Source organism: Gulosibacter molinativorax, from assembly GCF_003010915.2.
GTDB classification, from domain to species: Bacteria; Actinomycetota; Actinomycetes; order Actinomycetales; family Microbacteriaceae; genus Gulosibacter; species Gulosibacter molinativorax.
In genome coordinates this window covers 2,317,214-2,342,397 of record NZ_CP028426.1, presented here as the reverse complement: position 1 = coordinate 2,342,397, position 25,184 = coordinate 2,317,214, and the positions used below count along the sequence as shown (strand labels likewise).

19 protein-coding genes are annotated in these 25,184 nt (G+C 66.5%); 11 read left to right on the top strand and 8 right to left on the bottom strand.

From position 1 onward, the window contains the following. Position 1: 1 nt before the first annotated feature. Complete coding sequence (locus tag GMOLON4_RS10765) at positions 2 to 1,117, bottom strand: PadR family transcriptional regulator (protein ID WP_051266825.1); 1,116 nt, start codon at positions 1,115 to 1,117, stop codon at positions 2 to 4. Beyond that, complete coding sequence (locus tag GMOLON4_RS10760) at positions 1,114 to 2,436, bottom strand: DUF4097 family beta strand repeat-containing protein (protein WP_051266827.1); 1,323 nt, start codon at positions 2,434 to 2,436, stop codon at positions 1,114 to 1,116. Before GMOLON4_RS10760 ends, GMOLON4_RS10765 begins: the two co-directional genes overlap by 4 nt. 220 nt (positions 2,437 to 2,656) lie before the next feature. On the opposite strand from GMOLON4_RS10760, the gene GMOLON4_RS10755 reads away from it, so the two are divergent. Next, positions 2,657 to 5,986 (top strand): efflux RND transporter permease subunit, encoded by a 3,330-nt coding sequence (locus tag GMOLON4_RS10755; RefSeq protein WP_051266839.1) that lies wholly within the window; start codon positions 2,657 to 2,659, stop codon positions 5,984 to 5,986. A gap of 6 nt (positions 5,987 to 5,992) precedes the next feature. On the opposite strand, the gene GMOLON4_RS10750 is transcribed toward GMOLON4_RS10755, so the two are convergent. Then, positions 5,993 to 6,382: an antitoxin gene (locus tag GMOLON4_RS10750; RefSeq protein WP_026936952.1), complete on the bottom strand. Its 390-nt coding sequence runs from the start codon at positions 6,380 to 6,382 to the stop codon at positions 5,993 to 5,995. Next, positions 6,379 to 6,849 carry a helix-turn-helix domain-containing protein gene (locus GMOLON4_RS10745; protein ID WP_026936953.1) on the bottom strand — a complete coding sequence of 157 codons (471 nt, stop codon included), beginning with the start codon at positions 6,847 to 6,849 and terminating at the stop codon, positions 6,379 to 6,381. Before GMOLON4_RS10745 ends, GMOLON4_RS10750 begins: the two co-directional genes overlap by 4 nt. A 109-nt stretch (positions 6,850 to 6,958) precedes the next feature. On the opposite strand from GMOLON4_RS10745, the gene GMOLON4_RS10740 reads away from it, so the two are divergent. The 4 genes from GMOLON4_RS10740 to GMOLON4_RS10725 all read left to right on the top strand — a co-directional run bounded on the left by GMOLON4_RS10740 (position 6,959) and on the right by GMOLON4_RS10725 (position 12,941). Further along, complete coding sequence (locus GMOLON4_RS10740) at positions 6,959 to 7,204, top strand: type II toxin-antitoxin system Phd/YefM family antitoxin (RefSeq protein ID WP_026936954.1); 246 nt, start codon at positions 6,959 to 6,961, stop codon at positions 7,202 to 7,204. A gap of 6 nt (positions 7,205 to 7,210) precedes the next feature. Then, positions 7,211 to 7,459: a type II toxin-antitoxin system RelE family toxin gene (locus GMOLON4_RS10735; protein ID WP_026936955.1), complete on the top strand. Its 249-nt coding sequence runs from the start codon at positions 7,211 to 7,213 to the stop codon at positions 7,457 to 7,459. A gap of 64 nt (positions 7,460 to 7,523) precedes the next feature. Beyond that, positions 7,524 to 9,161, top strand: coding sequence for a DEAD/DEAH box helicase (locus tag GMOLON4_RS10730; RefSeq protein WP_084147510.1), 1,638 nt, complete (start codon positions 7,524 to 7,526; stop codon positions 9,159 to 9,161). A 111-nt stretch (positions 9,162 to 9,272) separates the two neighbouring features. Beyond that, on the top strand, positions 9,273 to 12,941 hold the full coding sequence (locus GMOLON4_RS10725; RefSeq protein ID WP_051266829.1) for a lamin tail domain-containing protein: 3,669 nt from the start codon (positions 9,273 to 9,275) through the stop codon (positions 12,939 to 12,941). Between the two features lie 375 nt (positions 12,942 to 13,316). Here GMOLON4_RS10725 and GMOLON4_RS10720 read toward each other — a convergent pair whose 3' ends face one another. Genes GMOLON4_RS10720 through GMOLON4_RS10710 form a run of 3 tightly spaced genes read right to left on the bottom strand, consistent with a single transcriptional unit; the run spans position 13,317 to position 16,589 of the window. Then, the gene (locus GMOLON4_RS10720) at positions 13,317 to 14,162 is read right to left on the bottom strand and encodes an energy-coupling factor transporter transmembrane component T family protein (protein WP_051266831.1); all 846 of its coding nucleotides are present in this window, start codon (positions 14,160 to 14,162) and stop codon (positions 13,317 to 13,319) included. Then, on the bottom strand, positions 14,155 to 16,017 hold the full coding sequence (locus GMOLON4_RS10715) for an ABC transporter ATP-binding protein (protein WP_051266833.1): 1,863 nt from the start codon (positions 16,015 to 16,017) through the stop codon (positions 14,155 to 14,157). Before GMOLON4_RS10715 ends, GMOLON4_RS10720 begins: the two co-directional genes overlap by 8 nt. Next, on the bottom strand, positions 16,014 to 16,589 hold the full coding sequence (locus GMOLON4_RS10710; protein WP_026936957.1) for an ECF transporter S component: 576 nt from the start codon (positions 16,587 to 16,589) through the stop codon (positions 16,014 to 16,016). Before GMOLON4_RS10710 ends, GMOLON4_RS10715 begins: the two co-directional genes overlap by 4 nt. A 124-nt stretch (positions 16,590 to 16,713) precedes the next feature. Between GMOLON4_RS10710 and GMOLON4_RS10705 the strand changes: the two genes are divergently transcribed. The 6 genes from GMOLON4_RS10705 to GMOLON4_RS10680 all read left to right on the top strand — a co-directional run bounded on the left by GMOLON4_RS10705 (position 16,714) and on the right by GMOLON4_RS10680 (position 23,173). Then, positions 16,714 to 17,088, top strand: coding sequence for a response regulator (locus GMOLON4_RS10705; RefSeq protein ID WP_051266834.1), 375 nt, complete (start codon positions 16,714 to 16,716; stop codon positions 17,086 to 17,088). A 111-nt stretch (positions 17,089 to 17,199) separates the two neighbouring features. Then, a complete protein-coding gene (locus GMOLON4_RS10700; protein ID WP_026936958.1) occupies positions 17,200 to 18,105 on the top strand; it encodes an ABC transporter ATP-binding protein in 906 nt (301 codons plus the stop codon). After that, positions 18,105 to 19,337: an ABC transporter permease gene (locus GMOLON4_RS10695; protein WP_051266835.1), complete on the top strand. Its 1,233-nt coding sequence runs from the start codon at positions 18,105 to 18,107 to the stop codon at positions 19,335 to 19,337. The genes GMOLON4_RS10700 and GMOLON4_RS10695 overlap by 1 nt, the downstream gene beginning before the upstream one ends. A gap of 188 nt (positions 19,338 to 19,525) precedes the next feature. Then, complete coding sequence (locus GMOLON4_RS10690; protein WP_181244112.1) at positions 19,526 to 21,622, top strand: acyl-CoA dehydrogenase family protein; 2,097 nt, start codon at positions 19,526 to 19,528, stop codon at positions 21,620 to 21,622. 88 nt (positions 21,623 to 21,710) lie between these two features. Then, the gene (ypfJ, locus tag GMOLON4_RS10685; protein WP_026936961.1) at positions 21,711 to 22,652 is read left to right on the top strand and encodes a KPN_02809 family neutral zinc metallopeptidase; all 942 of its coding nucleotides are present in this window, start codon (positions 21,711 to 21,713) and stop codon (positions 22,650 to 22,652) included. A 2-nt stretch (positions 22,653 to 22,654) separates the two neighbouring features. After that, positions 22,655 to 23,173, top strand: coding sequence for a hypothetical protein (locus tag GMOLON4_RS10680; protein WP_026936962.1), 519 nt, complete (start codon positions 22,655 to 22,657; stop codon positions 23,171 to 23,173). A 186-nt stretch (positions 23,174 to 23,359) separates the two neighbouring features. Here the strand turns inward: GMOLON4_RS10680 and GMOLON4_RS10675 are convergent, their stop codons facing one another. Further along, positions 23,360 to 25,111, bottom strand: a complete 1,752-nt coding sequence (locus tag GMOLON4_RS10675) for an HNH endonuclease signature motif containing protein (RefSeq protein WP_035732767.1) — start codon at positions 25,109 to 25,111, stop codon at positions 23,360 to 23,362. Positions 25,112 to 25,184 lie beyond the last annotated feature (73 nt).

Genomic DNA, 25,184 nt, shown 5'->3' with positions numbered 1-25,184 from the left:
ACTACCGGTGCACGCGCAGCAGCGAGCCGAGGCGGCGACGCGTCTCGCGCAGCTGCGTCTCGAGCTCGCTGACGATTTCCTCGTCGAGGCCTCCGAGCTGGTTCGCCTCGCGCGCATCCTGCCGCAGCTCCATGCGGAACTGCTGCAGCGCGACATCCACTCGGCGGATGCGCTGGGAACGTTCCAGCGCGGCAGCGGCAAGCGGGTCGGTCGCCTGGGTCGAGCCCGCCGAGGTGGATGCGCCGGTCGAGTCTGTCGAGCCGGTTGCGGATGCGCCGGTTGCGTCGCCAGCCATGGGTGCGCCCGTCGAGCCGCCGGGCACGGATGCACCCGGGGCGGTTGCGGGTGCGTCGGTGCCGGTCGCGGTCGAACCCGACTCGGTGGTCGGAACCGTCGGCGCGGAGCGCTTGCCGAACAGGGTGTGAACGCCAAACGGTGCCTGTTGCCCAGTGCCCTTCTGTTCCGCGCCGGGGCCACTCGCGCCGGGTTCGCCTACGCCCTGCTGGCCAGCGCCGGTGCCTGGCTGTGCGGCGCCGGTCTGGCCAAAGCCGCCCCGCGGCGCGGTGTGGTCGTCTGGATGTACGCCGCGTGCCCGACCGGCGGCTTCCGCGGCCGCGGCCTTCGCGGCAGCCTCGGCGGCCGCGCGCTCGGCAACCTTCTGAGCGGCGGCAGTCGCCTCGGCTTCAGCCGCGGCGCGCTCTCGGTGGAGTGCCTCTTCGGCGGCCGCGCGAGCCTGCGTCGCGATCTGATCGAGCTCTTCGCGCAGGCCGCGGCGGGCCTGCGCGAGTCCGGCGCGTGCCGACTGTGCGAGCGTGCGAACCTCGTCGGTGCGCTCGGTCGTGATGCGTTCGAACTCCTCGCGACGCTGCTCAACTTCGCGTCGACCGGCCTCGGTGATCGTGTAGACGGTCTTGCGACCGTCCTGGGTCTTGGTGACGAGTCCCTCTTCCTGCAGCTTCGCGAGCCGCGGGTAAATGGTGCCCGCCGAAGGCGAGTAGTCGCCTTCGAAGTGCTCGTTGAGCGCGTGGATGAGGTCGTAGCCGTGGCGCGGTTCCTGTGCGATGAGCGTCAGCAGCACGAGCCGCAGTTCGCCGTGGCCAAAGACTGGCGGGGTCATCGCTGTTCCTCGCTCTCTGGTTTTTCGTCCTCGGGGCTCACCGGGCTGTCACCGGCGGGCTGCCGGGGGTTCGAGGTGTTGCCCGCAGCCGCGGCGGCGGTGTGCGTGCCTGCTGGCGGCTCGCCGTGAGTCGCGGGAGCCGCGCCCTCGGCCGGCGGGACAACGTTGCCCTCCACACGCGGCGCGTTCTCGAGGTCAATATTGTTGTTCCACGGAACCGCCCACGATGCAGGTGCGGCCGTAGCTTGTGTCCCGGTCGCCTGGGCGGCGCCGCCGTCTGCGGCGTCAGCCGTAGCAGCGCCGCTTGGGCCGGCAGCCGAACCTGCACCGGCACCAGTACCAGCAGCGGTACCACTAGCAGCGCCGCCGCCGTTGCCGAGGTCGGTGGCAAACCGCCCAGGTGCCTGCGCATTCGAACCGGCCTGCGCACTCGAGTCGGCCTGCGCGCCCGAACCGGCCTGCGCATCCGCCTCACCGGCACCAGCAGCAGCGCCGCTAGCACCGGTCGAAACGGGCAGCCCGCCGATGACGGTGATGCGGCCAGCAACCGTGCTGAGGCGAATGTCGGTGATCGGCTCGCCGGGGATCGGCGCCTCGTAGCGCGCGACCTTGCCGTACTGCGGGTCGACGATCAGCTCGCCAACCTGCACCTTCGTCGCGACGGTCGCGAACTGGTAGCTTGCGTTCGTGTTCTCGGGGAGGCGCACGGTCGTCGCGCCCGAGACCGAGGCGTTCGAGATCGAGGCGGGGGATGCATCCTCACTCGCGAGATCGATCACGGTCGAGCCCGAGATCGTGTTGCCATCGAAGCTCGTGATCTTGCCGGTCACCGTGACGTCACCGGTCGCGGTGCGGGCCTCGACGGCGCCAGCGTGGCCGCGCACGCTGAGCTCGCCGCCGGCCGATGTGAGGTGCAGCTTGCCGGACGTGCTGTCCATGAAGTGCTCGCCGCCGATCGTCGTGATCGAGATGTCGCCGTCGATGCCGGTGACGAGCACGTCCGCGCTCGTCGCCTTGACGTTGACGCTCACGCTCTTCGGCACGAGGATGCTCACGGTCGCCTTGGGTGGGTCGACGAGCGTGCGCGCGGATTCGCCGAGCGATCCCCAGCCAAGCTGCGGGTGGTCGATGATGAGGTTGTCGCCGTCGATCGCGATCTTCATGTCGCGACCGGTCAGCGAGGAAACCTCGACACGGGTCGAGGGGAGGTCGTGCGTCATGACGTTGACGGAGCCGCCCATCATGTTGACGCGGACGTGACGGACGAGTTCGAGATCGATGGTCTTTGGGGTGTCGACATGCCACTGTTCGATGGCCACGGGGTACTCCAGTTCTTCGGTGCTTTGCCTTACGTGCCCGAGGTGGTGAGCACGGCTGCACAACGCGATATATCGCGATAAAGACAAGATATATCGCGACTTTGAGAACTTGCAACTGAGGCAGCTGAGCGGTTGCTGTGCATCCGCAGCCGACTTACGAACCTGTGCGGAAAACCGGGCAAAGCTGCACCGTTTCACTTGAGTGTGGGAGGATCGATGGGTGCATCGCCTCGCCAGACTCAGCCTGACCAACCGTGCGTTGATCGCGCTCATCACCGTGACGATCGCCTTTTTCGGCGTCACTTCGATGACCTCGCTCAAGCAGGAACTCATCCCGTCGATCTCGCTGCCGCAGGTCTCCGTCATCACGACGTACCCCGGCGCATCCCCCGAGATCGTCGACAACGACGTGACGGGGCCGATCGAGTCGGCGCTGCAGGGGCTGCAGGGCCTCGAGGAGACAACGACCGTCTCGAGTGCGGGCTCCTCGATGGTGTTCGCGAGCTTCACCTACGGCACCGACATCGTCTATGCCGAGCAGCGCATCCAGCAAGCGCTCAACCGCATCGATGGCCAGCTGCCGGAGGACTCGGACTCGAGCGTCATGTCGGGCGGCGTCGACGACCTGCCGGTGATTCAGCTCGCGGTGACGGGTGGGGATGCGATCGCGGTCGCGGAGCACCTGCGCGTCGAGACGATAGGCGAGCTGCGCTCGCTCGAGGGCGTGCGCGCGGTCGACCTTTATGGCGACCGATCCGAGCGGATCACGATCACGCCCGATCAGGAGGCGCTCGCGGCGAACGGGCTCACGATCGAGTCGATCACGGACACGCTCGAGAACGCGGGCGTGCTCGTGCCCGCGGGGCAGATCACGGAGGGCGGCGAGACCCTCACGGTGCAGGCGGGGCACGTAGTCGAGGACGTCGCCGACCTCGCCGAGATGCCGGTGCTCGGCGCCGAAGTTCCCGAGAGTGGAGACGTCGTCACTCTCGACACCGTCGCCGATCTCGAACGTAATTACGACCCCATCGATAGCATTTCGCGCGTGAACGGCGAGGATGCGCTGACCCTGTCGATCACGAAGCGGCCCGACGCCAACACGGTCGAGGTTTCGGATGCGGTGGTCGCGGCCCTGCCCGAACTCGAGGAAGAGCTCAGCGCGGCCGTCGGTGAGGATGTCCAGATCGTCGTCGGTGTCGACCAGGCGCCGTTCATCGTGCAGTCGATCGACACGCTCGTGAACGAGGGCCTGCTCGGCCTGCTCTTCGCCGTGATCGTCATCTTCGTGTTCCTGCTGTCGTTCCGCGCGACGATCATCACCGCGATTTCGATCCCGACCTCGCTGCTTGTGACGTTTATCGGGCTGCAGTTCGCGGGCTACTCGCTGAACATGCTCACGCTAGGCGCGCTCACGATCGCGATCGGCCGGGTCGTCGATGACTCGATCGTGGTGGTCGAGAACATCCGTCGTCACCTTTCCCTGCATCCGACCGCCTCGCTGCGTGGCCGGGAGCGTGTGGAGGTCATCTCGGATGCCGTGCGCGAGGTTGCCTCGGCGGTGACGGCGTCGACGATCTCGACCGTTGCGGTGTACGTGCCGATCATGTTCGTCGCCGACATCACGGGCGAGCTCTTCCGGCCGTTCGCGTTCACGAGCGCGCTCGCGATGATCGCGTCGCTGCTCGTGTCGCTCACGATCGTGCCGGTGCTCGCGTATTGGTTCATGGGCGGCTCGAAGGTGCGCGGGCAGGTACCCGCGATCGGGGGCGCCGGGAAGCACGCGGCTCCCGTCGAGGAGCACACCGGGGGCATCGAGGTCGACGAGCCTGTCGAGGTGGCTTCGACAAGATCAACCGGCGAGGCGGCGGTGGCTTCGACAAACTCAACCACCGAGCCCGAATACGTCTCGACCGCCTACGCGCACGTCACCGTCGCCGAGCGCGACGCGGCGCTCGAGCAGGCCGAGTCTGAGCCGCGTAACTGGTTGCAGCGGATCTTCGAGCCCATCCTGGGTTGGGTGATCCGCCGTCCGTGGGCCACGCTCGCGGGCGCGCTGGTCGTCCTGATCGGTACCGGTGCGATGGTGCCGTTGCTCACCACGAACTTCCTCGGCTCTGCCGGGCAAAACACCTTCCAGCTCTCGCAGGAGCTGCCGGCCAACGCATCCATCGACGTCCTAAGCGACGAGGCAGCGAAGGTCGAGTCCGTGCTGGATGAGTACGACGAGATCGAGCTCGTGCAGCTCAGCTACGGCTCCGATCCGTTCAGCGCGATGTTCGGCGGCGGCTCGAATTCGGCCCAGTTCTCGGTGACGGTCGATCCGGATGCGGACGCGGATGCGCTGCAGGCCGAGCTTGTCAAGTTCTTCGAAGAGCGCACCGACCTCGGTCAGGTCACCGTCGGCTATGCGGGTGGCGGCTTCTCGGATGAGGTGACCGTGCGCGTTTCGGCGCCCGACCTGGAGGTGCTCGCCGAAGCCGAAGCACTCGTGATGCCCGCGCTCGCGGATACCGCGGGCGTCACACAGGCCGTGAGCGACCTCGACGAGACGCGTCCCTACGTGCGGCTGAACATTGATCAGGCGGAGGCCGCGCGCCTCGGGCTGAGCGAGGTCGCGATCGGCGGTCAGATCGCGCAGGCGCTGCAGCCCGTGCAAGTCGGTCAGGTCATGATGGACGGCCAGGCGATGAACATCTACTTCGAGGGTGGCCAGGAGCCGCCGCAAAGCGTCGCCGAGCTCGAGGATCTCGAGATTCAGGTCGGCCCGACCACGGTGCCGCTGAGCGATCTCGCGGATATCGAGGTGGTCGACGGGCCCGTGGCGATCAATGCATCCTCGGGCACTCCGTATGTCGAGATCGCGGTGTCGACCGACAGTGAGGACCTCGGGGGGCTCAGCGCTGCGATCCAGGAATCGCTCGACGGCGTCGAGTTGCCGGCCGGCGCATCCGCCGAGCTTGCGGGCACGGCGGCCGACCAGCAGGCGGCGTTCCAGCAACTTGGGCTGGCGCTCCTCGCCGCGATCCTGATCGTCTATATCGTGATGGTCGCGACGTTCAAGAGCCTGCTGCAGCCGTTCCTGCTGCTCATCTCGATTCCGTTCGCCGCGACCGGCGCGATCCTGCTGCAGGTCGCATCCGGCATCCCCCTCGGCGTCGCGTCGCTCATTGGCGTGCTGATGCTGATCGGTATCGTCGTGACCAACGCGATCGTGTTGATCGACCTCGTGAACCAGTACCGCCGTCGCGGGCTCACTGTGCGGGAGGCGACGTTTGCGGGCGGCAGCCGGCGTGTGCGCCCGATCATCATGACCGCGCTCGCGACGATCCTCGCGCTCGTGCCGATGGCAATCGGCGTCGGCGGGCACGGCGGGTTCATCTCGCAGCCGATGGCGATCGTCGTGATCGGTGGCCTGTTGTCGTCGACGCTGCTGACGCTGATCGTGCTGCCGGCGCTGTACGTCGTGGTCGAGGGTGCGCTCGAGAAGCGCGCGATGAAGCGGCAGGAGCGCAACGAGCAGAGGCTGCGCGAAGAGGGGCTCGTGGAGTAGTTCCCGCTAAGCCTCGAGCAGGCGCCGGATGATCTCTGGGACGCGGCGCGTGACGGCAATCCAAAATAGATCGTCGTTCATGCTGCCGTACCCGGCATGCGCCGCGATGTTTCGAGTCGTGCGAATCGCGGCGAGCTCATCCGGCGTGAGGAGCGCTGCCGCGTCGCCGAACTCGGGGCGTTCAAGTAACGCCGCGAGACGGATGATCACCATACTCGCGACGTCGTAGCTGGGGTCGCCCTCCGCGAATTGTTCGCGTCCGTTCTCAACGATCGCAGTGGTGCGACGCCGGATGCGAAGCAGCTCGGCGCGAAAGTTTTCCGCATCGTTTTCAGCGCGTTTTTGGGTCTCGCGACGTGGCCGTGGTTGGAATCGGCCACTCGAATCCTCCGTCACAGCGGCACCGCCTCAAGTGTTGACGAATCGCTGGCGAGGGAAAGCTCGGCGTCCACGATAACATCCGCATGAAACCCGGTGAGTTCGCGCACTTCGTTCGCAAACAGAGCGAGGTCGAACAAGTCGGTGCTCGAGGACGGCGTGACGAGCAGGTCGATATCGCTGTCAAAGTGGTCCTCGCCGCGCACGGTTGAGCCGAATACGCGCACGTTCGAGAGCCCGTGTCGACCCGCGGCCGTGGCGATTGAATCGGCAAGTTCGGCGAGGGGGAGGGACGGGCGGTAGTCGGCGGCTTTAAGGATACGCTCGAGCATCTCGTCGGATATTCCTCTTGTTCCTGACTCGATTTGGGCAAGGCTTGGTTGCCGGATGCCCGCGCGGCGCGCGAGTTCCGACTGTGCGAGCCCCGCATCCAGCCGGGCCCGACGAACGAGCTCGCTCGCGCGACTGAGGTCAAACCTTGCCATGTAGTCAATATAGCAGCGTGCTATGGGTGTTGGAGTGCTCGTTCCTGTTCGTAGTTGTCAGGGTGAGCGGATAATGTACATTTCAGTTGGTTAAATGTACAATTGTTGCATGACTGCGATCTCCGCCTCAGACGCGCGCAAACACTTTGCTGCCGTCATCGAAACCGCCCAACACGAGGCGGTGTTCGTGGAACGTCGCGGAGAGACTCAAGCGGTTGTCGTGAGTCCGGCCGAGTATGAGCGACTGCTTAAGGCGGCGGATGAGGTCGAAGACGTGTCCGCATTCGATGAGGCGATGGATGAAGAAGGCCCGAACATCCCGTGGGAGCAAGCTAAAGCTGATCTCGGCTGGTGACCTGCCGTGGCCTACACGATTGAGCTACGGCCCGCCGCGTTACGTGCACTGCGGAAGCTCGACAAACAGGATCAGCCGCGGATTCGCGGCGCAATCGCATTGCTCGCCGCGGACCCACGTCCGCCCGATATGAAAGTCTTGCGCGGGCGTAACGGCTACCGAATTCGGGTCGGCAATTACCACATCCTTTACACGATCGAGGATTCCAGACTCTTGGTGGTCGTCGTGACGCTTGGGCATCGGCGACAGGTTTAAGACCGATAAGCCCGCTCGCACGAGTACCGTTGGAGCATCACTCGCAAGCGAACACTAGGCAGGCATGGCAAATAAACGAGGCGGCTACCGCGCGGCGAAGAACTACGACCCCTCGGCTGGGAAGCCCTCGGGGAAGCGTCGTGCAACCAAGGGTGGGCAGTCGGCGCCCAAGCGTGCGGATGGTGTCGCGGGCGGCGGCGGACGCTCGAAGTCCGGTGCGTCTGGGGCTGGGTATGCAAAGCCGTCCTCGTCGAGTTCCGGGCACTCGAAGTCGGCGCGCTCAGGTGCAGGTCGCTCGGGCTCCGGTCGCTCGGAGCAGCCGCGGCCCCGCACCAAGCCTCAGCCTCGCGACGAGCGGGTGACGTCGAATAGCGAACATGCCGCGCCCAAGCCGCGCCCCCGACGCGAGCGCGCCGGCCAGGGCTCAAACGGCCTGATCGACGCGAGCACGCAGTTGCCCGCAGGGGAGGAGCCGACCCGGAAGCCCCGCGAGGACCGCGTCCTTGAGCGGCTCGACGCCAAAGTCACGACCGCCGCGGATGCGGAGGGCGTCTCGTTCGCCGACCTCGGCCTCGATCCTCGCCTCGTGGACGCGCTGGCTGAGCTGGGCGCGCACGAGCCGTTCCCGATTCAGGTCGCGACGATTCCGGACGCGCTCGGCGGCAAGCACGTGCTTGGCCGCGGTCGCACCGGTTCCGGCAAGACGATCGCGTTCGGCGCGGCGCTCGTGCAGCGACTGTTCTGGATGCACGGCAAGCGGAAGAAGGGCGTCGGTCGCCCACCGCTCGCGCTCATCCTCGTGCCGACGCGCGAGCTCGCCCTGCAGCTCGACCGCACGATTCAACCGCTTGCCCGCGCGCTCGGTATGTTCACGACGCAGATCTACGGTGGCGTCGCCTACACGAAGCAGAACACGTCGCTCAAGCGTGGGGTCGACATCGTGATTGGTACCCCGGGCCGTGTCGAGGATCTCGAACGCCGCGGCAACCTCGACCTCTCGCAGGTCGCCGTCACGGTGCTCGACGAGGCCGACGAAATGAGTTCGATGGGCTTCATCGACTCGGTCGAGCGCATCCTCGATCGCACGAAGCCGACCGGGCAGCGGATGCTGTTCTCGGCCACGCTCGACGCCGCGGTCCTCGACCTGGTCGCGGGCTACATGCCGAACCCCTCGGTACACGAGCTCGACGAGGATGCGGTGGGCGAGATCGAGCACCGCGTCCTGATCGTCGAGCGGCGCGACCGCGAGCCGGTGCTCGCGCAGCTCGCGGGCTCGGGCGGTCGCGTGCTCATTTTCCGGCGGATGCGCGCGGGGGCCGAGGAGCTCGCGATCGCGCTGCGGGAACACGGCGTCGACGCGGTTGCCCTGCACGGTGACCTCTCGCAACCGGAGCGCACGGCAAACCTAGAGCAGTTCACGAACGGTCGCGTGAATGTACTGGTGGCCACCGACGTCGCGGCGCGCGGCATTCACGTCGATGACGTGCGCCTCGTCGTCCAAGCCGATCCGCCCGACGAGTACAAGACGTACCTGCACCGCGCCGGCCGCACCGGCCGCGCGGGTAACCGCGGAATTGTCGTCACGCTCGTGCAACCCGGCCGCCAACGCCGCATGACCGAGCTGCTCGAACGCGCCGAGATCGACGCGCCGATGATCCCCGCGAGCCCAGGCAGCGCATCCCTAGACGAGTTCGCCGAGTAGCGCCGTTTCATCCCCGTTCACCTGGGAGTTACCCGGCGCTTTGGTCGCTGGTCTTGACTGCATCTGTTGTGTTCACAAAACCAACCGTGTTTTGAAACCAAGGGAGCGGCAATGCGCACTGCAGGCAAGAGCCTGTCGGCGGTGGCCGCGTTCGCGATCGCTGGGACCGTACTCGTTACGGCCCCCACGATTGCGAATGCGGCCACGGTCGAAGAAGACATCCTGATCAATGAAATCGTCTCCAATCAGGGCGACCCTGGCGACTGGGTCGAGTTCTATAACTCTGGCGCCGAGGCCGTCGACCTCGGCGGCTACATCTTTAAAGATGACAACGACTCGCGCGACTACGCGATCCCCGCCGGCTCGATCGTCGAGCCAGGCGGTTTCTTCGTCCTCGAGGAGGCCGACTTCGACTTCGGCCTCGGCGGCAACGACCAGGCACGCCTCTTCGACAGCGAGGGCAACCTCGTGCACGAGGCGTCGTGGTCGGCGCACGCGGGCAACGACCTCGGCATAACGAGCTGGGGCCTGCGTGAGGCCGCGGGTGACTACGAGGTCACCGCCGTCACGACGAAGGGCGCCGCGAACAGCTTCGCGCACGTCGTCGTCAACGAGGTCAACTATGACGATGAGTACACCGGCAGCACCGACGCGGTCGAGCTGTACAACGCGGGCATCCTGCCCGCGGATGTTTCGGGTTGGAAGCTTCAGGACGACAAGGAGCGACCGGGCGACGGCGTCATCCCGGATGGCACCGTGCTGCAGCCGGGCGAATTCCTCGTGCTCGAGGGCGACGACGTCGACTTCTCGTTCGGCCTCGGCAAGGGCGACAGCGTCACGCTGCTCGACGGCGCAGGCACCGTCGTGGACTCGATGGACTACGAGAACACCGCACCCCTCATGGTGTGGGCGCGCTGCCCCGACGGCTCGGGTGACTGGGCGCACGCGAGTGAGCTGACGCTGGGCTCCGCGAACAACTGCGAGCCACTCGTGGTGGCCGAGGCCGAGCTCATCCTGAACGAGATCGACTCGAGCCCCGCCGACTGGCTCGAGTTCGTGAACCCTGGCGCCGAGGCGCTCGATGTTTCGGGCTTCGAAATCCGCGACAACTCCGATGACCACCGCTGGCGCTTCCCAGCCGGCTCGAGCATCCAGCCGGGTGAGTACCTCGTTGTCGAGGCTGGCACCGTCGGGCTCGTTTACGACGACCAGACCGGCGCGTGGGCCGAGAACACCTTCGAGGCCGCGATCGGCATCGGCTCGGGCGACTCGATCCGCGTGTACGACGCGGCGGGTACGCTCATCCAGGAGACCTCGTGGACCGAGCACGCTGCCGTTGACGGTGACGCGGCGCTCGCGACAATCGGTCGCTGCCCTGACACGACCGGCGAATTTGGTCTCACGCATCCGACGCCTGGTGCGGCAAACGAGTGCATCACGCCCGATGTCGCGATCAACGAGATCGAGTCGAACGGCGGAACTCCGGGCGACTGGGTCGAGATCATCAACACGGGCGCGACCCCGGTCGATATCTCTGGCTGGACCGTGATGGACAACGACCCGTTCGGCCACGCATCCGACGTGACCCCGCTTGAGGCAGGCACCATCCTGCAGCCGGGCGAGCTGTTTGTGTTTGAGGAACTGACGCACTTTGACTTCGGCCTCGGCAACGGCGACACCGCGACCGTGCGGGATGCGGCGGGCCAGACCATCGATGAGCACACCTACGCGGCGCACGCCGCCGGTTCTCTCTCGCGTTGCCCGGACGGCACCGGCGAATTCGTCGACACCGAGATCTCGACCAAGGGCCAGCTCAACGCGTGCGGCAACCCGGTCGTGCTCAACGAAGTCGAGTCTTCGGATGCAGACGGTGGAGATGACTGGATCGAGCTCGTGAACCCGCGCAACAACGAGCCGCTCGATGTGTCGGGCCTCGTCATCAAGGACAACGACGACACACACGAGTACGTGATCCCGGCGGGCACCTCGATCGAGGCCGCCGGCTACCTCGTGATCACCGAGACGGAATTCGGCTTCGGCCTCGGCGGCAACGACTCGGTGCGCATCTTCGAAGGCGAGAACATCGTCGAAGAGACGTCGTGGGAAGGCCACGCCGAACACACGTGGGGCCGCTGCCCGAGCGCGACCGGAAACTTCGCCGCCACCTCGGCACCGACCCCAGGCGCAATCAACTCGTGCCCCGGCATCCCCGCGGTTGAGGCGTGGCCCGGCGCCGACGCGGTGACCGTGCTCGACCCGGCACCGATGTTCCTTGAGGACTCCTCCGGCCTCGACTTCCACGAGGGTGCGCTCTGGGCGGTCGACAACGGCACCGGCACGATCTGGAAGCTCGACGCGGCCGTTGACGGTTCGGTGGCGTTCGCGGACGACTGGGCAGACGGCAAGCGCGTACGGTTCCAGAAGGATGCGGCGGATGCTTCGGCAGCCGGCCCCGACTCCGAGGGCATCACGTTGGATGCATCCGGCACGGTGTACCTTGCCGTCGAGCGCGACAACTCGGCCAAGGGCGTAAACTTCAACGCGATTCTCGCAGTCGACCCGAACAAGGCTGGCCCGGACATCGTGGCCGACGCCGAATGGGACCTCACCTCTTCGCTCCCCGCCGTCTCGGCGAACATGGGCATCGAGGCCGTCGAGTGGGTCTCGAACGACATCGTCGCGGGGCAGCTCGTGGATGCGAACACCGGCTCGGGCTTCGACCCCTCGGTGTATCCGGATGCGGTTTCCGACGGTGTCTTCTTCGTCGCGCTCGAGGACAACGGCCACGTATACGCCTACGTGCTGAACGAGGACGGTTCGGCAGTGCAGATTGCCGACATCGACGCGCAGATCGGTGGCGCGATGGGCCTCGACTACGACTCGGTGCTCGGCGTGCTCTGGGTTGAAGCGGATGACGGCTACAACGGTCGCCTCGCGCAGGTTTCGTTCGATGGCACTTCGTCGCCGTCGGTGCTGCACGTTGAGCGCCCGGCCTCGATGCCGAACATCAACAACGAGGGTTTCGCGACCTCGCCGATCGAGTACTGCGTCGATGGCCAGCGTCCCGCGTGGTGGTTTGCCGACGGCGTGATGCCCGAGTCGCTGCGCACCGCGCCGCTGCCGTGCGAGCTGCCGGACAACGGTGGCGACGCCACGGGTGATGCAGACGCCACGGGTGATGACTCGGCTTCGGGTGATGACTCGGCTGCGGGTGATGACAGCGCTTCGGGCGATGACAGCGCTTCGGGCGACGACACGGCTTCGGGTGACGACACGGCGAACGGCGATGACACTGCGGCCGGTGATGACTCAGCAACCGGCGATGACTCGGCAAACGCTGACGACAACGCTGCCGGTGACGACAGCGCTGCTGGTGACGACAACGCTGCTGGTGACGACAGCGCTGCTGGTGACGACAGCGCTGCCGGTGACGACAATGTAGCCGGCGACGACAACACCAGTGGCGACGCAGCGACCGCGGGTAGCGATGCGGCGTCGGGCGACGACAACGGCGCATCCGATACCGATGCTGGTAACAATGGCGACGGCTCCGGTGACGACGTGAACGCTGGCGGCGCATCCGGCTCGAACGGTGGCGACGACACTGCGACCGACGCGGGCCAGACCGACTCAGGCAGCAACGACGGCCTTGCGCAGACCGGTGCAGAGCCCCTTACCTGGGTGCTCATCCTTGGCGGACTCCTCGTAGCCGCCGGTGCGGTGCTGTTCTTCCTACGCCGTCGGGGCGACTCAACGGTCGCTCCGGCAGAGACCGAGTAGCAACGCAGGAACGACAACGGCGGTAACGACAACGAGCGACCGATTTGCGGAGTCCCCCTCCGCAAATCGGTCGCTCGTTGTCATTCGCGAGATCCGCAATGCATTGAGTGCCGGGCCTGCGGGGTCACCCAAGTGAATCCGTCGCTGGATGTCGTTGCGCGGCGTCCGAGTGCATCGAGTGCCGGGCCTGCGGGGCCACCCATGTAGATCCGTCGCTGGATGTTGTTGCGTGGCTTCGGGATGCATTGAGTGACGGACTTGCGCGAGGCCCGCCGCAAAGTCGTCGCTGGATGTCGTTGCGCGGCGTCAGAGTGCATCGAGTGCCGGGCCTGCGGAACGCCCGACGCAAAGTCGTCTCGTTGTTCCTAGCGACCGCTACGCAAGCCCGAGCGCGACTCCGCTCACGAAGATCGCGGCCGCGACGAGCAGCACTGCGCACCCGAACACCCAGTCGCGGGGGAGCACGTGCAGTATGTGCCGCTCGGTGCGGGTCTCGCGGAAGCCGAAGCCGCGCGCATCCATCGACAGCGCGACGCGATCGGAGTGGCGCAGCGCCGCCGCGAGGAGCGGGATCAGCGACGAAAGCTGTCGGCGAATCCACCCGAACGGGCCGCGGCCGAACGCGATACCGCGCGCGCGATGCGCCTGCCGGATCACGCTGAGTTCGAGCTTGAACCGCGGCACGAAGCGCAGCGCTGCGAGCCCCGCGTAGCCATAGCGATATGGCACACGCAACTGCTGCACGAGCGCGCGCACGAAGTCGCCGCCGGAGGTCGTCGAACCACTCAGCATCGCGAGCGCCACGATCGCCACTATTCGGCACGCCGTCTCGAGGCCGATCAACCAGGCGCCCTCGTAGAACGTCCAATTGCCGATCGAGAGCAGCGGCCGCGTGTCCGACACGTCCTCGGCGTCAATCCAGATGCCGAGGGTGACGGAGAGCACCAGCGCGGCGAGCGGAAAACCGATGATCATCGCGATCCGCGCGACCCACCGCATCGACGAACCGAACAGCAGCAGCACGATCGACATCACGGCCAGTCCCGCGGGAATCCAGACGCCGCCGACAAAGAAGACGCCGATCATCGGCACCATCGCAGCGAAGAGCTTCGCCAGGGGATGGATGCGGTGGAGCAGCGGCAGCCCAAGGGCGTCGGCTTCTTCGATCGACGGCCGGTCGAGTCGCTGCCCGGTTCGGGCCTTCGTGGAGCGCTTAGACATCCCGCAGCCCACCGAACTGATGCAGCGGTGAAGCATCCGGCGTATAGCCCGGGAGATCGCGGAAGCGGGTGATGCCCGCGAGGCGTGGCTGCGCATCCAACCCGCGGAACGCGGTGGCGAGCGGCGGCAGACCGAGACCGGATTCCTCCAGAACGTCGCCCGCGAGCACCTGCGGGGTCGGGCCGAACGCGGCGATCGTGCCGTCGGTCACGACGAGCAGGAGGTCCGTGACCTCGGCCGCGAGCTGCAGATCGTGCGTCGCCATGATGACGGTCGTCCCGGCGGCGTTCAACTCGGCGAGCATCTCGATGAGCTCGGCGGCGCGCGCCTGGTCTTGCCCGAACGTGGGCTCGTCGAGCACGAGCACGGGGGCGCCCGACACGAGGGCGGTGGCGACCGAAAGCCGTCGCTTCTGGCCGCCCGACAACACGAATGGATGCGCGTCGGCCAGTTCCGCAAGGCTGAAGCGCTCGAGCGTGTGCTCGGTGCGCTGGGCGATCGCGTCGTCGCTGAAGCCCTGCGAGCGCAGCTCGAGCGAGAGCTCATCGCGGACTGTGTTCGCGAGAAACTGGTGTTCGGGATTCTGGAAGACGTAGCCGATGCGGTCGCGCAGCTCGCGCACGCGCAGGCGCGCGACGTCGCGGCCATCGACCGACACGGTGCCCCGCGGCGGCGCCTCGATTCCGGCAAGGGCCTGCAGCAGCGTGGTCTTGCCGGCACCGTTCGGCCCGACGACGCCGACGAACGCGCCGGCGGGGATGTCGAGCGAGACGTCGTGCACGACCTCGCTTCGGCCGCGGCGGATGCTCAGGTTTCGGGCGCTGAGGATGGGCTCGGCCGGGTCTCGGATCACGGAGAGCGGGCCGGTGGGTGAACTAGTCGCGATCCCGGTGGGTGAGCCTGTCGAAGCCTCGGGCACCTCGACAGGCTCGGCCGGCGCAGCATCCCCCAGCACCGCCCGCATGTCGATCTCGCCGGTCGGCACGTCGTAGTCATCGACAATCGCGGGCCCCGTGAGCTGTCCGCGCAACTCAGAAATCGTCAGCGGCAACCGCGGGATATCCCACCCGGCATCGCGCAGCTGCGCGCCAACCGCGGTCGCGATCGGCAGCCACACCCCGAGCCGCGAGAGCTCCTCGCGATGCGTCGTGAACACCTCGCGAGGCGAGCCGGTGAACGCGACGTGACCCGACGCATCCAGCACGAGCACCGAGGTCGCGATGCGCAGCGCCTCGTCGAGGTTGTGCTCCACGAGCACGACACCGAGCTTCCGCGCGTCCAGCAACCGGCCGAGCACCTCGTACACATCGCGGGCGCCGCGCGGGTCGAGGTTCGCGGTCGGCTCGTCCAAGACGATCAGCGGCGCGCCCTGGGCGAGCGCCGCCGCGATCGCGAGCCGCTGCCGACCGCCGCCCGAGAGCAGCTCGGGAGCATCGTGGCGGCGACTCCAGAGGCCGACCTCGTGCAGCGCATCCGTCACCCGTCGCTCGATCTCGTCGGCGGGGACGCACAGGTTCTCGGGGCCAAACGCGACCTCGTCGAACACGGTCGCGGCGACCATCTGCGAGTCCGGATCCTGAAAGACCATTGCCGCGTATTGGCTCGTCTCGGGGAGCTCGAGCGACTCGAGGTCGTGGCCCGAGAGCGTGACGCGCCCCGACACATTCGCCCACACATCCTTCGGCACGAGCCCGTTCAGCGCGAGCGAAAGCGTCGACTTGCCGCATCCCGAGGGGCCCAAGATGAGCAGGGCCTCACCGGGGCGGACAGCAAAGGAGACGTTCTCGGGCGTGGGGCGCCTCGCGTCGCGGTGGGTGATGCTGAGGGAGTCGACGCGGATGAGCTCGTCGCTCAATCGTCGACCTGGCGTCCGTCGCCGCGGCGCTCGTCCGCGCGTAAACCCCGCGCGACCCCAGCCTGGTCGAGCGCGCGGGCCAGCCAGAGCGCGATGCCGGTGAAAATCACGGGGGAGATAAAGAACGAGGCGACCACGAGGATGGTGCCGCCGAGATTGTAGTTCTGGCCGCCGAGAATGCCGAACGCGGCACCCATTGTGAGCAGGCCGCTCACCAGCCCGCTGACCAGGAATAGCCAGGTCTTCCAGACGCGATACCTGGCAATGAGGAACGGCAGCTCCTGGATGAGCCCGATCACGATGCCGATGAGGAACGCGAGAAAGCCGATGGGCTGGAACGGGCTCGCGACGAGTCCAGAGAGGGATGCGGTGAGCAGCGCGACGCCGCCGCGGTGGAAGAGCGCCTGGGCGAGCGCACCCGGCAAGAAGTAGAGGCCCATCGTGATGCCGTAGAGAAACGGAATCGTGTTGACGGTCAGGCCACCGATCCACGCGTGCGCCGTGAACAGCACACCGCCCGCGACGCCGATGGCGGCACAGGCGATCAGAAGTCGCGTGCTGATGTTTCTCATGAGGTGCTCCCTGGCAGTCTATCCGCTCTATGAATATGAACGGATGGTGTCTTACGGGGCCAGGTATCGGTAACCATCAGGGAATACCGTCGCGCACAGGCGATCGGAGAGGGCGGTGCGGCGGATGGCTGATGTGGTGTTGGTGGATCCGCACCGACTCATACGAGCGGGCATTTCGCTGATCCTGCACGCCCAGCCGGATTTCCAGGTGATCGGCGAGACCGACTGCGGCGAGAACGCGATCGAACTCGTGCGGACTCTCAACCCCGACGTGCTGTGCATCGCCGCGCGGATGGAGGGCGTCGACGGCCTCGAAGTGACCCGACGCGTTCGCGCGATGTCCGACATTCGCCAGCCGCGCATCCTTCTGCTCGTCGGCAGCAAGGACGGCGATGTCTCGCACGAGGGCGAAGCGGTCGGGGCGGATGCGGTGGTCGCGAAATACGCGACACCCGAGTCGATCGTGATGGCGTTCCGCGCGGCGCTCGTGTCGAACTAGCCTCGTGTCGAACTAGCCTCGTGTCGAACTAACAGGGCATTGACAGGGCCGTGCTGAGCGTCGTGTTATTTTCGAGGCCGAGATCGGGTCGCAAAAGTAGGGGAGAGTGACGTGCTTGACGTCCGGGGAATCAGCCACTGGTACGGCGACAGGCAAGTCCTGCGCGACGTCAGCTTCACCGTCACTGGCGGCCACCTCACTGGCTTCGTGGGCGCGAATGGTGCGGGCAAGACCACGACGATGCGCGCGATCCTCGGCCTGATTCGCCCGACGCAGGGCGAAGTACTCTTCGAGGGCCGGCCGATCACCGATACCGATCGCACCCGTTTCGGCTACATGCCCGAGGAGCGCGGCCTCTACCCGAAGATGAAGGTGCGCGAGCAGGTCATCTATTTCGCGCAGCTGCACGGTCTCGACAAGGTGACCGCGGCCAAGCGCGCGGATGAGCTGCTCGAGCGCGTGGGCCTGGGCGAGCGTGCGAACGACAACGTCGAGGCGCTTTCGCTCGGTAACCAGCAGCGGGCGCAGATCTGCGTGTCGCTGGTCCACGAACCCGAGTTCCTCATCCTCGACGAGCCGTTTTCGGGCCTCGACCCGATCGCCGTCGACGTCGTCCTCGGGGTGCTGCAGGAGCAGGCCGCGCGCGGCGTGCCCGTGTTGTTCTCCTCCCATCAGCTGGATGTGGTCGAGCGGCTCAGCGACGAACTCGTGATCATCGGCGACGGCGAGATCAAAGCGACCGGCTCGCGCGTCGGTCTGCAGGAACAGCACTCGCGCGGGCTCTTCCGCATCGCGATCGACGAGGATGCGTGGCTCCTCTCCCGGGGCGACGTCACCGAGGTTTCACGCGAGGGCGATGACTTGCTGTTCCGCATCGACGCCGACGCCGACGCCGACACCGACGACACGGATGCGCGAGGCCAGGAGATCCTGCGCGAGGCGGTCGCGCGCGGGCCGGTTCGCAGGTTCAACCACGAACTCGTCCGTCTCTCCACCATCTTTAAGGAGATTCGCTGATGTCAGAACGCGAGAAGCCCCAGAGCCCCGCCAAAGCGCAGACCCTCGCTCAGCCCCTGAGCCGAGCCCAGGGCATCCGCCTCATCGCGAAGCGCGAGGTAGACACGACCCTGCGCTCCAAGGCGTTCGTGTGGAGCTTCGTCATCGTGCTCGTCGTGGTCGCAATCGGCATCCTCGCCCAGGGATTCATCGGCAAGTTCATGGAGTCGATGGTCGTGGGCGGTGACGAGGTCGTCGTGGCCTCGACGGTCGATGTCGAACAACTCGGGGTGCTCGGCGCCGACTCGAACATTGTCTTCACCGGGGCCGATTCCGCGACTGCGGCTGTGGATGCGGTTCGAAACGGGGATGCCCAGGTCGCGCTGGTGTCGGGCGCGGAAGCTGCGACGCTCGAGCTCTACGGCAACGATGGCGCAGCACTTGACCAGAGTCTTGATGGGGGCACCCTCGCGCTGCAGCCGATGGTGCTGATCGGCGAGACTTCGGTGCCGACCTCGGTTGACAGCCTGCTGACCTACTCGCCAGTGCAGGGATTCTTGCAGCAAGACGCCGCGCAGGATTTCATGTTTCTGTTCCTCATGTCGACGGCGTTTGCGCTCGTGTACTTCATGGCGATCATGATGTTTAGCCAGCGCATCGCCCAGACCGTGATCGAGGAAAAGGCCTCTCGCATCGTCGAGCTGCTGCTGTCGACGGTGAAGCCCACAACGGTGCTCGCGGGCAAGATTATTGGCGGGACCATCCTCGCGGTGGGGCAGGTCGCGAGCATCGTGATCGTTGCGCTCGTGTGCTTCGCCATCTCCGGCCAAACGAATCTGCTCGACCTGCTTGGTGCGCCGCTCATCTGGTTCGTGGTGCTCTTCGTTATCGGATTTGTGCTGTTTGCGTCGCTCTACGCGGCGCTCGCGGCCACGGTGTCGCGCCCGGAGGACGTCGCGAGCGTCACCTCGCCGCTCAGCATGCTGGTGATGCTGCCGTACTTCCTCATCGTGTTTGCGAACCAGAACGAGGCGGTCATGACGTGGCTAAGCTACATCCCGTTCTCGTCGCCCGTGGCGATGCCGATTCGGATGTTCAACACCGGTGTCGCGTGGTGGGAGCCTTACGTTGCCCTCGCGATCCTCGTCGCTACGGTGCTCGCGGCGCTGTGGCTCGCGGGCCGGATTTACGAGAATTCGATCCTGCGCACGGGCCCCAAGGTCAAGCTCAAGGATGCGCTCAAAGCCAGCTAGCTGTCTTGGCTCGATAAGTTTTGGGGCGGCTATTTGTGGGGGATGGCCAAATCGGTCGGAGTCACGGTGCATTTCGGTTGTGTCCGTCCCGAGACTCCTTCGGGTTTCTCAATGCGCAGTCATAGCCTTGAACAAGGGCAATTTTGCGGGCGAAGCGGCCTGCAGACTGTATTGAATGGAGCGCATCCGTGACCAACCAAACCGCCGACATCGTTGAAGATCAGCTCGACGATTCGGACCTCGAAGCGGCTGAATCTATCGAATCTCCTGGTATCAACGTCGGTGAAGTGCACCGCGCGCTGCTCGGCACCTGGCCGGAGGAGCGACAGCGCTCCCGCGACATTGTTGCCGACCCGACGTTCTGGCGTGACGACACGCTCCCGTATACGGAGCACCGCGAGCGCGTGCTCGAGCAGGTGAAGGAACTCTCGAGGCGTGGGACGACGGGACTGGCCTTCCCCAAGCGACTTGGCGGCGGCGAGAATCCGGGCGGCAACATCGCCGCGTTCGAGGAGATCTTCCTCGCGGACCCAAGCTTGCAGATCAAGTCGGGCGTGCACTTCGGCCTGTTCGGTGCCGCGATCCTGCACCTCGGCACTGAACCGCACCACGACAAGTGGCTGCCCGGCGTGATGGATGTGTCCAACCCCGGGGCATTTGCGATGACCGAGACGGGCCACGGCTCGGACGTGGCGTCGGTCGCCACCACCGCAACCTACGAGCCCGAAACCGAAGAATTCGTTATTAACACCCCGTTCCGCGCGGCGTGGAAGGACTACCTCGGCAACGCGGCGTGCCACGCCAAGGCTGCGGTCGTGTTTGCGCAGCTCATTACGAAGGGCGTGAACCACGGCGTCCACGCGCTGTACCTCGATATCCGTGACGACGAGGGCAACTTCCTACCCGGCATTGGCGGCGATGACGACGGCGTCAAGGGTGGCCTCAACGGCATCGACAACGGTCGACTGCACTTCGCGAACGTGCGCGTTCCGCGCGAGAATCTGCTCAACCGCTACGGCGATGTCGCGGCCGACGGCACCTACTCGTCGCCGATTGAGTCGCCGGGTCGTCGCTTCTTCGTCATGCTCGGCACGCTCGTGCAGGGGCGCGTCTCGCTCGACGGTGCGGCCGCGGTCGCGCAGCAGGCGGCACTCGCGATCGCGATCACGTACGGCAACCAGCGCCGCCAGTTCGACAATTCGGGTGAGGGTGCCGAGACGGTCTTGCTCGACTACGGCCGGCACCAGCGACGACTGATTCCGCGTATCGCGACGGCGTACGCCGCCACATTCGCGCACGACGAGTTTCTGCGCGAGTTTGACGCCGTGTTCTCAGGCAAGGGTGACACCCCCGAGCGTCGCGCTGACCTCGAGACGCTCGCGGCCGCGCTGAAGCCGACCACGACGTGGCAGGGCATGGACACGCTGCAGGAGGCCCGCGAGGCCTGCGGTGGCGCGGGCTATCTCGCCGAGAACCGGCTGACGTTTTTGCGCCACGATCTTGACGTGTACACGACCTTCGAGGGCGACAACAACGTGCTGCTGCAGCTCGTCGGCAAGCGACTCCTCGAGGATTACGCGAAGAAGTACAAGGATGCGGATGCTCGCGAGACCGCACGGCTGTTCGTCTCGCAGGCCGCGAACAAGGCGATTCACGAAATCGGCCTCGCCCGCATCGGCAGCATCGCGCGTGACCTCGGCTCGAGCGCACGCTCCGTCGGCTGGCTGCGCGAGCCCGAGAACCAGCACGCGCTGCTCTCGGCGCGCGTTGAGGAGGAAATCTCCGAGATCGCGATGTCCCTCAACCGCGCGCAGAAGGCAGGCAAGGGCGCGGGGGCGTTCAACGCGCTGCAGAACAAGCTGATCGAGACGGCGCATGCCTACGGCGAGCTCATCCAGTGGGAGGCGTTTACGCGCAAGCTCGAGGAATTCGACCCCAACAGCGAGACCCACCGCATCCTCACCTGGCTGCGCGACCTGCACGGCCTCACGCTCATTGAGCGCGACCTCGCGTGGTACCTCATGTCGGGTCGTCTCACGACGCGTCGCGCGCGACTGGTGAGCTCATACGTCTCGCGACTCATCACACGACTCCGCCCGCACGCGCAGTCGCTCGTGGATGCGTTCGGGTACAAGGATGAGCACCTCCGCGCGAAGATCGCTTCGGGGGCCGAACAGCAGCGTCAGGACGAAGCCGCGGCCTACTATGTCGAGTTGCGCGCATCCGGCAATGCGCCAGTTGACGAGCGCACGCTGTACCGCGCGAAGAAGAAGCGTACCCGCTAACCGGTACTGGCATGTGGCCGCGGGATGGGTGACAATATCCATCCCGCGGCCATGTCACTGTTTCCGTTGATTGAGTAGGATTTCCGGCATGACTTTCAACGACAACTCGAACTTCGACTCGGGCCACGTGCGCCGTCGCCGTCCGAGCTCTGGCGGTGGCATGGGCGGCAGCCGCGGCGGTGGTGGCGGTGGCGGCGGGCTTGGTCGCGGTGGCGCGATCGGCGGCGGCGGTATTCTGCTCGTGCTGGTCGCGTTTCTTGTCTCGCAGTTTCTCGGCGTCGACATCACCGGGATGCTGGGCGGTGCGAGTAGCTCATCGTCGAGCAACTACGCCGATGAGGACTTCGCCTGCACCGGTCAGGAAGCGAACGCGCAGATTGACTGTCGTATCGAGGGCGCCGCGGTGTCGCTCGAGCAGTATTGGACCGAGGCCGCTCCGACCATCGGCATCGACGGCTACGTGAACCCGACCGTCTACATCTTCGAGCAGCAGACCAACACGGCCTGTGGCACGGCGTCGAGCGCGATCGGTCCGTTCTATTGCCCGGCCGACCAGAGCATCTACGTTGACACCTCGTTCTTCGACATTCTCGTGCAGCAGTACGGCGCCGAGGGCGGGCCGCTCGCCGAGATGTATGTTGTCGCGCACGAGTGGGGTCACCACATCCAGAATCTCGGAGGCATCCTCTCGAGCAGCAATACTCGTGACGAGGGTCCGACGGGTGGCGCGGTTCGCACCGAGTTGCAGGCCGACTGCCTCGCGGGCGCGTGGATGCAGAGCGCCGCGAAAGCGACCGACTCGCAGGGAAACCAGCTCATGCAGGAGCCGACGCGTGCCGAGATTCAGACCACGATTTCGGCGGCGCAGGCCATTGGTGATGACCACATCCAGGAGCAGGCCGGCATGGATGTGCAGCCGGAAAGCTTCACCCACGGAACGAGCGAGCAGCGCACGAACTGGCTGATGGCTGGCTACCAGGGTGGTGCAAGCGCCTGTAACACCTTCTCCGTGCCGGACGCGGAGCTCTAGGAATGTTCACGTTCGCGTTCATCGCCAACATCGTCGTACTCGGGATCGGTGGGATCCTGCTGCTCGTCGGGATTCTCCTGCTCGGCTACGGCATTTTTGTGCTCGTACAGGCGCGGCGTGCACCCGAGCACGAGTCGCCGAGCTATTCGCAATCGGTGGGTTACCCGGCCGAGAACGGCATCGATGAAGACTTCGAGGATGCGCCGCAGTGGGCCGAGGCGATCGCGGTTGAACCGCAGGCGCAGGCGGCGACGACTGCCGCGGACTCGAACGCAGGTGGGGGCGTCGGGGTAGGGCGGGGCGCGGACTCGGGCCGCGCGGATGCTGTTGGCTCAGCCGCGGGCGACTCAGCGGCTGGCGACTCGAATGCGCGAGCCTCGAATGCGCGAGGCTCGAACGCAAGCGAAGCCTCACGACCCCGGATCAAGCACGGCCGTGAGAAGGCCCTGTTGTTCGTCGGCGGACTCCTGGCGCTGCTCGGCATCATCATGCTGCTGAACACCATCGCGCTGTTCGCGTAGGTCGCGCGTGCTGCTTTACGAGGCGCTGGGGGTCTCGGGGGCGCGACGAGGAGGCGCAGGTGGTGCTGCGCCTAAGAATCGCGACGGACAAAGGGACGGACTAGGAAACGACTGAGAAACGGGAAAAGTAACGGGCAACGAAACGGGGTTGTTTGAGTCTCGCCGTGGTTGCGGCGGGTCCTGCGGCTAGAACGGCGGCTGGTCGTCGCTCCCGTCATGGTCGGCGTCCCGGTCCTGACCGGCCGACCCGGTCGGTGCCTCACCGTCGGCGGGCCCACTGCCAGAATTTTCGGCGGGCCCACTGCCAGAATTTTCGGCGGGCCCACTTCCCGAATTCGTGGCGGGCCCGTCGACGCGTTCCCCGGTGGGGTGGAACCGCGGCCCGTGGGTCGCGGGCTCGGTCACCGTGGTGTGGCCGAGCGGGGTGGTGAACTCGAACACCCCGCGACCGACGTGCCGCACGCCCCACCCGGCGTGATGTTTCTGCACGTGGTGCGGTCGGCACAGCGCGGCAAGATTCGACTGTGAGGTGGCCCCGCCGTCGACGTACGGGATGGTGTGGTCGAGATCGCTCGCCGTGGCGGGGCGGGCGCAGCCGGGGTGGCGGCAGGTCGTGTCGCGGATCTGCACGAATCGGCGCAGGCTCGCGCTCGGGGTGTACGTGTCGACCGATACCGCATGCCCGGTGATTGGGTGGGTCAGGATCCGCTGCCACCCAGGCGCGCTCGCGGCGAGCTGCCGGGCGGTGTCGAACCCGATCGGCGCGATCCCGTCGAGCAGGGCGGGGTCGCTGCCATCGACGCGGCCTTCGAGGAGGGTGAGGACGGGGATGGTGATGTTCACGGTCGCGGTGATTCGCGCCGCGCCCGCGGTGGGGCTCGTGAGGATCGATTCGGGGGTCGCGGTGAGCAGGGTTTCGGCGAAGATGTCGGCCTTGAGTTGCGCGGTGGTGCGCGTGTCCGGCGCGACGGTGTCACCCGTGACGCCGCTTGCAGCAGGGGCACTGTCGGCAGCAGGGGCACTGTCGGCAGTAGCGGCACCGTCGGCGCTCCCGGCGGCGTCGGCCCGGGCGGTGTCGGCACGGGCGGTGTCGGCACGGGCGGCGCTGTCGAGACCGACACCGTCCGCACCCGTGGCGCGAGCCGCGTCCGCGTCGCGCTGCTGGTCCTCGCGCAGGGCGCGGGCCTGGCGGGTGAGGATCTCGTGGATCGCGGTGGCCTGCTCCAGCGGCAGGTACGCGAACAGCGTCGCCATCCCGTATGCTTCCGGGCGTACCGACACGTAGCGTGCGGCGCGTTCGCGGGCGTGGGCGGCTTCGAAGTCCTCGGCCGCGAGCTTCGCGGCTTCCCGGTCCACGTATTTGCGGGTTTCGTGGACCGCGTGCGACGCGGCATACCGAAGCGCCCGCTCGGCGAGCGCGACCGCGTCGCTGAGGTGGAGGGCGCTCACGCCGCGGAGCAGTTCGCGGGCGTGGCGGAGGGTGATGCGGGCTTCGGCGATCGCGTCGACCCACTCGGGGTAGCAAGTCACGAGGGTGTGCGCGTCGTGGGCACGGTTTCGCAGGGCGGTGTCGGTGTCGCGTATGACGAGGCTGAGCTCGCCCATCAGGGACCGCAGCTGCCACGCGAAGCGACGGTCGCGGTCGTGGAGGAACGTGTGCCCGTCCGGGTCGCCCGCCGCGTCAGCCGTGGCGAGGGTGTCGGCGAGTTGGTAGGCGGCGGCGAGGGTGTGGAGGGTGATCGCGTCGGCTTGGCCGAGCATGAGTTGGGCGGTTTTGTAGGTGTCGCGGATCAGTCGCGAGCGGGCGGTGGTTGATTCCTCCGATCCGGTGCAGGTTGTGGTGGCTTCGGTGAGTCGGTCGCGGTGGTGGGTGTAGGTGTCGGGGTGTGGCTCGTGCGGGGAATCGTCGGGAGTGTTGGGCGGTTCGTTCTCGGACATTGGAGTGGTGCCTCCTGGTCGCGATGCTGCGGGCCGTGGATTCGAAGGGGTGTTCGTTTCCGTGACACCATAG

Coding starts and splice junctions, on each gene's coding strand:
- ypfJ (WP_026936961.1), top strand. CDS start 21,711: ATGACTTTCAACGACAACTCGAACTTCGACTCGGGCCACGTGCGCCGT.
- GMOLON4_RS10675 (WP_035732767.1), bottom strand. CDS start 25,111: ATGTCCGAGAACGAACCGCCCAACACTCCCGACGATTCCCCGCACGAG.
- GMOLON4_RS10680 (WP_026936962.1), top strand. CDS start 22,655: ATGTTCACGTTCGCGTTCATCGCCAACATCGTCGTACTCGGGATCGGT.
- GMOLON4_RS10725 (WP_051266829.1), top strand. CDS start 9,273: ATGCGCACTGCAGGCAAGAGCCTGTCGGCGGTGGCCGCGTTCGCGATC.
- GMOLON4_RS10765 (WP_051266825.1), bottom strand. CDS start 1,117: ATGACCCCGCCAGTCTTTGGCCACGGCGAACTGCGGCTCGTGCTGCTG.
- GMOLON4_RS10740 (WP_026936954.1), top strand. CDS start 6,959: ATGACTGCGATCTCCGCCTCAGACGCGCGCAAACACTTTGCTGCCGTC.
- GMOLON4_RS10730 (WP_084147510.1), top strand. CDS start 7,524: ATGGCAAATAAACGAGGCGGCTACCGCGCGGCGAAGAACTACGACCCC.
- GMOLON4_RS10720 (WP_051266831.1), bottom strand. CDS start 14,162: ATGTCTAAGCGCTCCACGAAGGCCCGAACCGGGCAGCGACTCGACCGG.
- GMOLON4_RS10695 (WP_051266835.1), top strand. CDS start 18,105: ATGTCAGAACGCGAGAAGCCCCAGAGCCCCGCCAAAGCGCAGACCCTC.
- GMOLON4_RS10705 (WP_051266834.1), top strand. CDS start 16,714: ATGGCTGATGTGGTGTTGGTGGATCCGCACCGACTCATACGAGCGGGC.
- GMOLON4_RS10710 (WP_026936957.1), bottom strand. CDS start 16,589: ATGAGAAACATCAGCACGCGACTTCTGATCGCCTGTGCCGCCATCGGC.
- GMOLON4_RS10745 (WP_026936953.1), bottom strand. CDS start 6,849: ATGGCAAGGTTTGACCTCAGTCGCGCGAGCGAGCTCGTTCGTCGGGCC.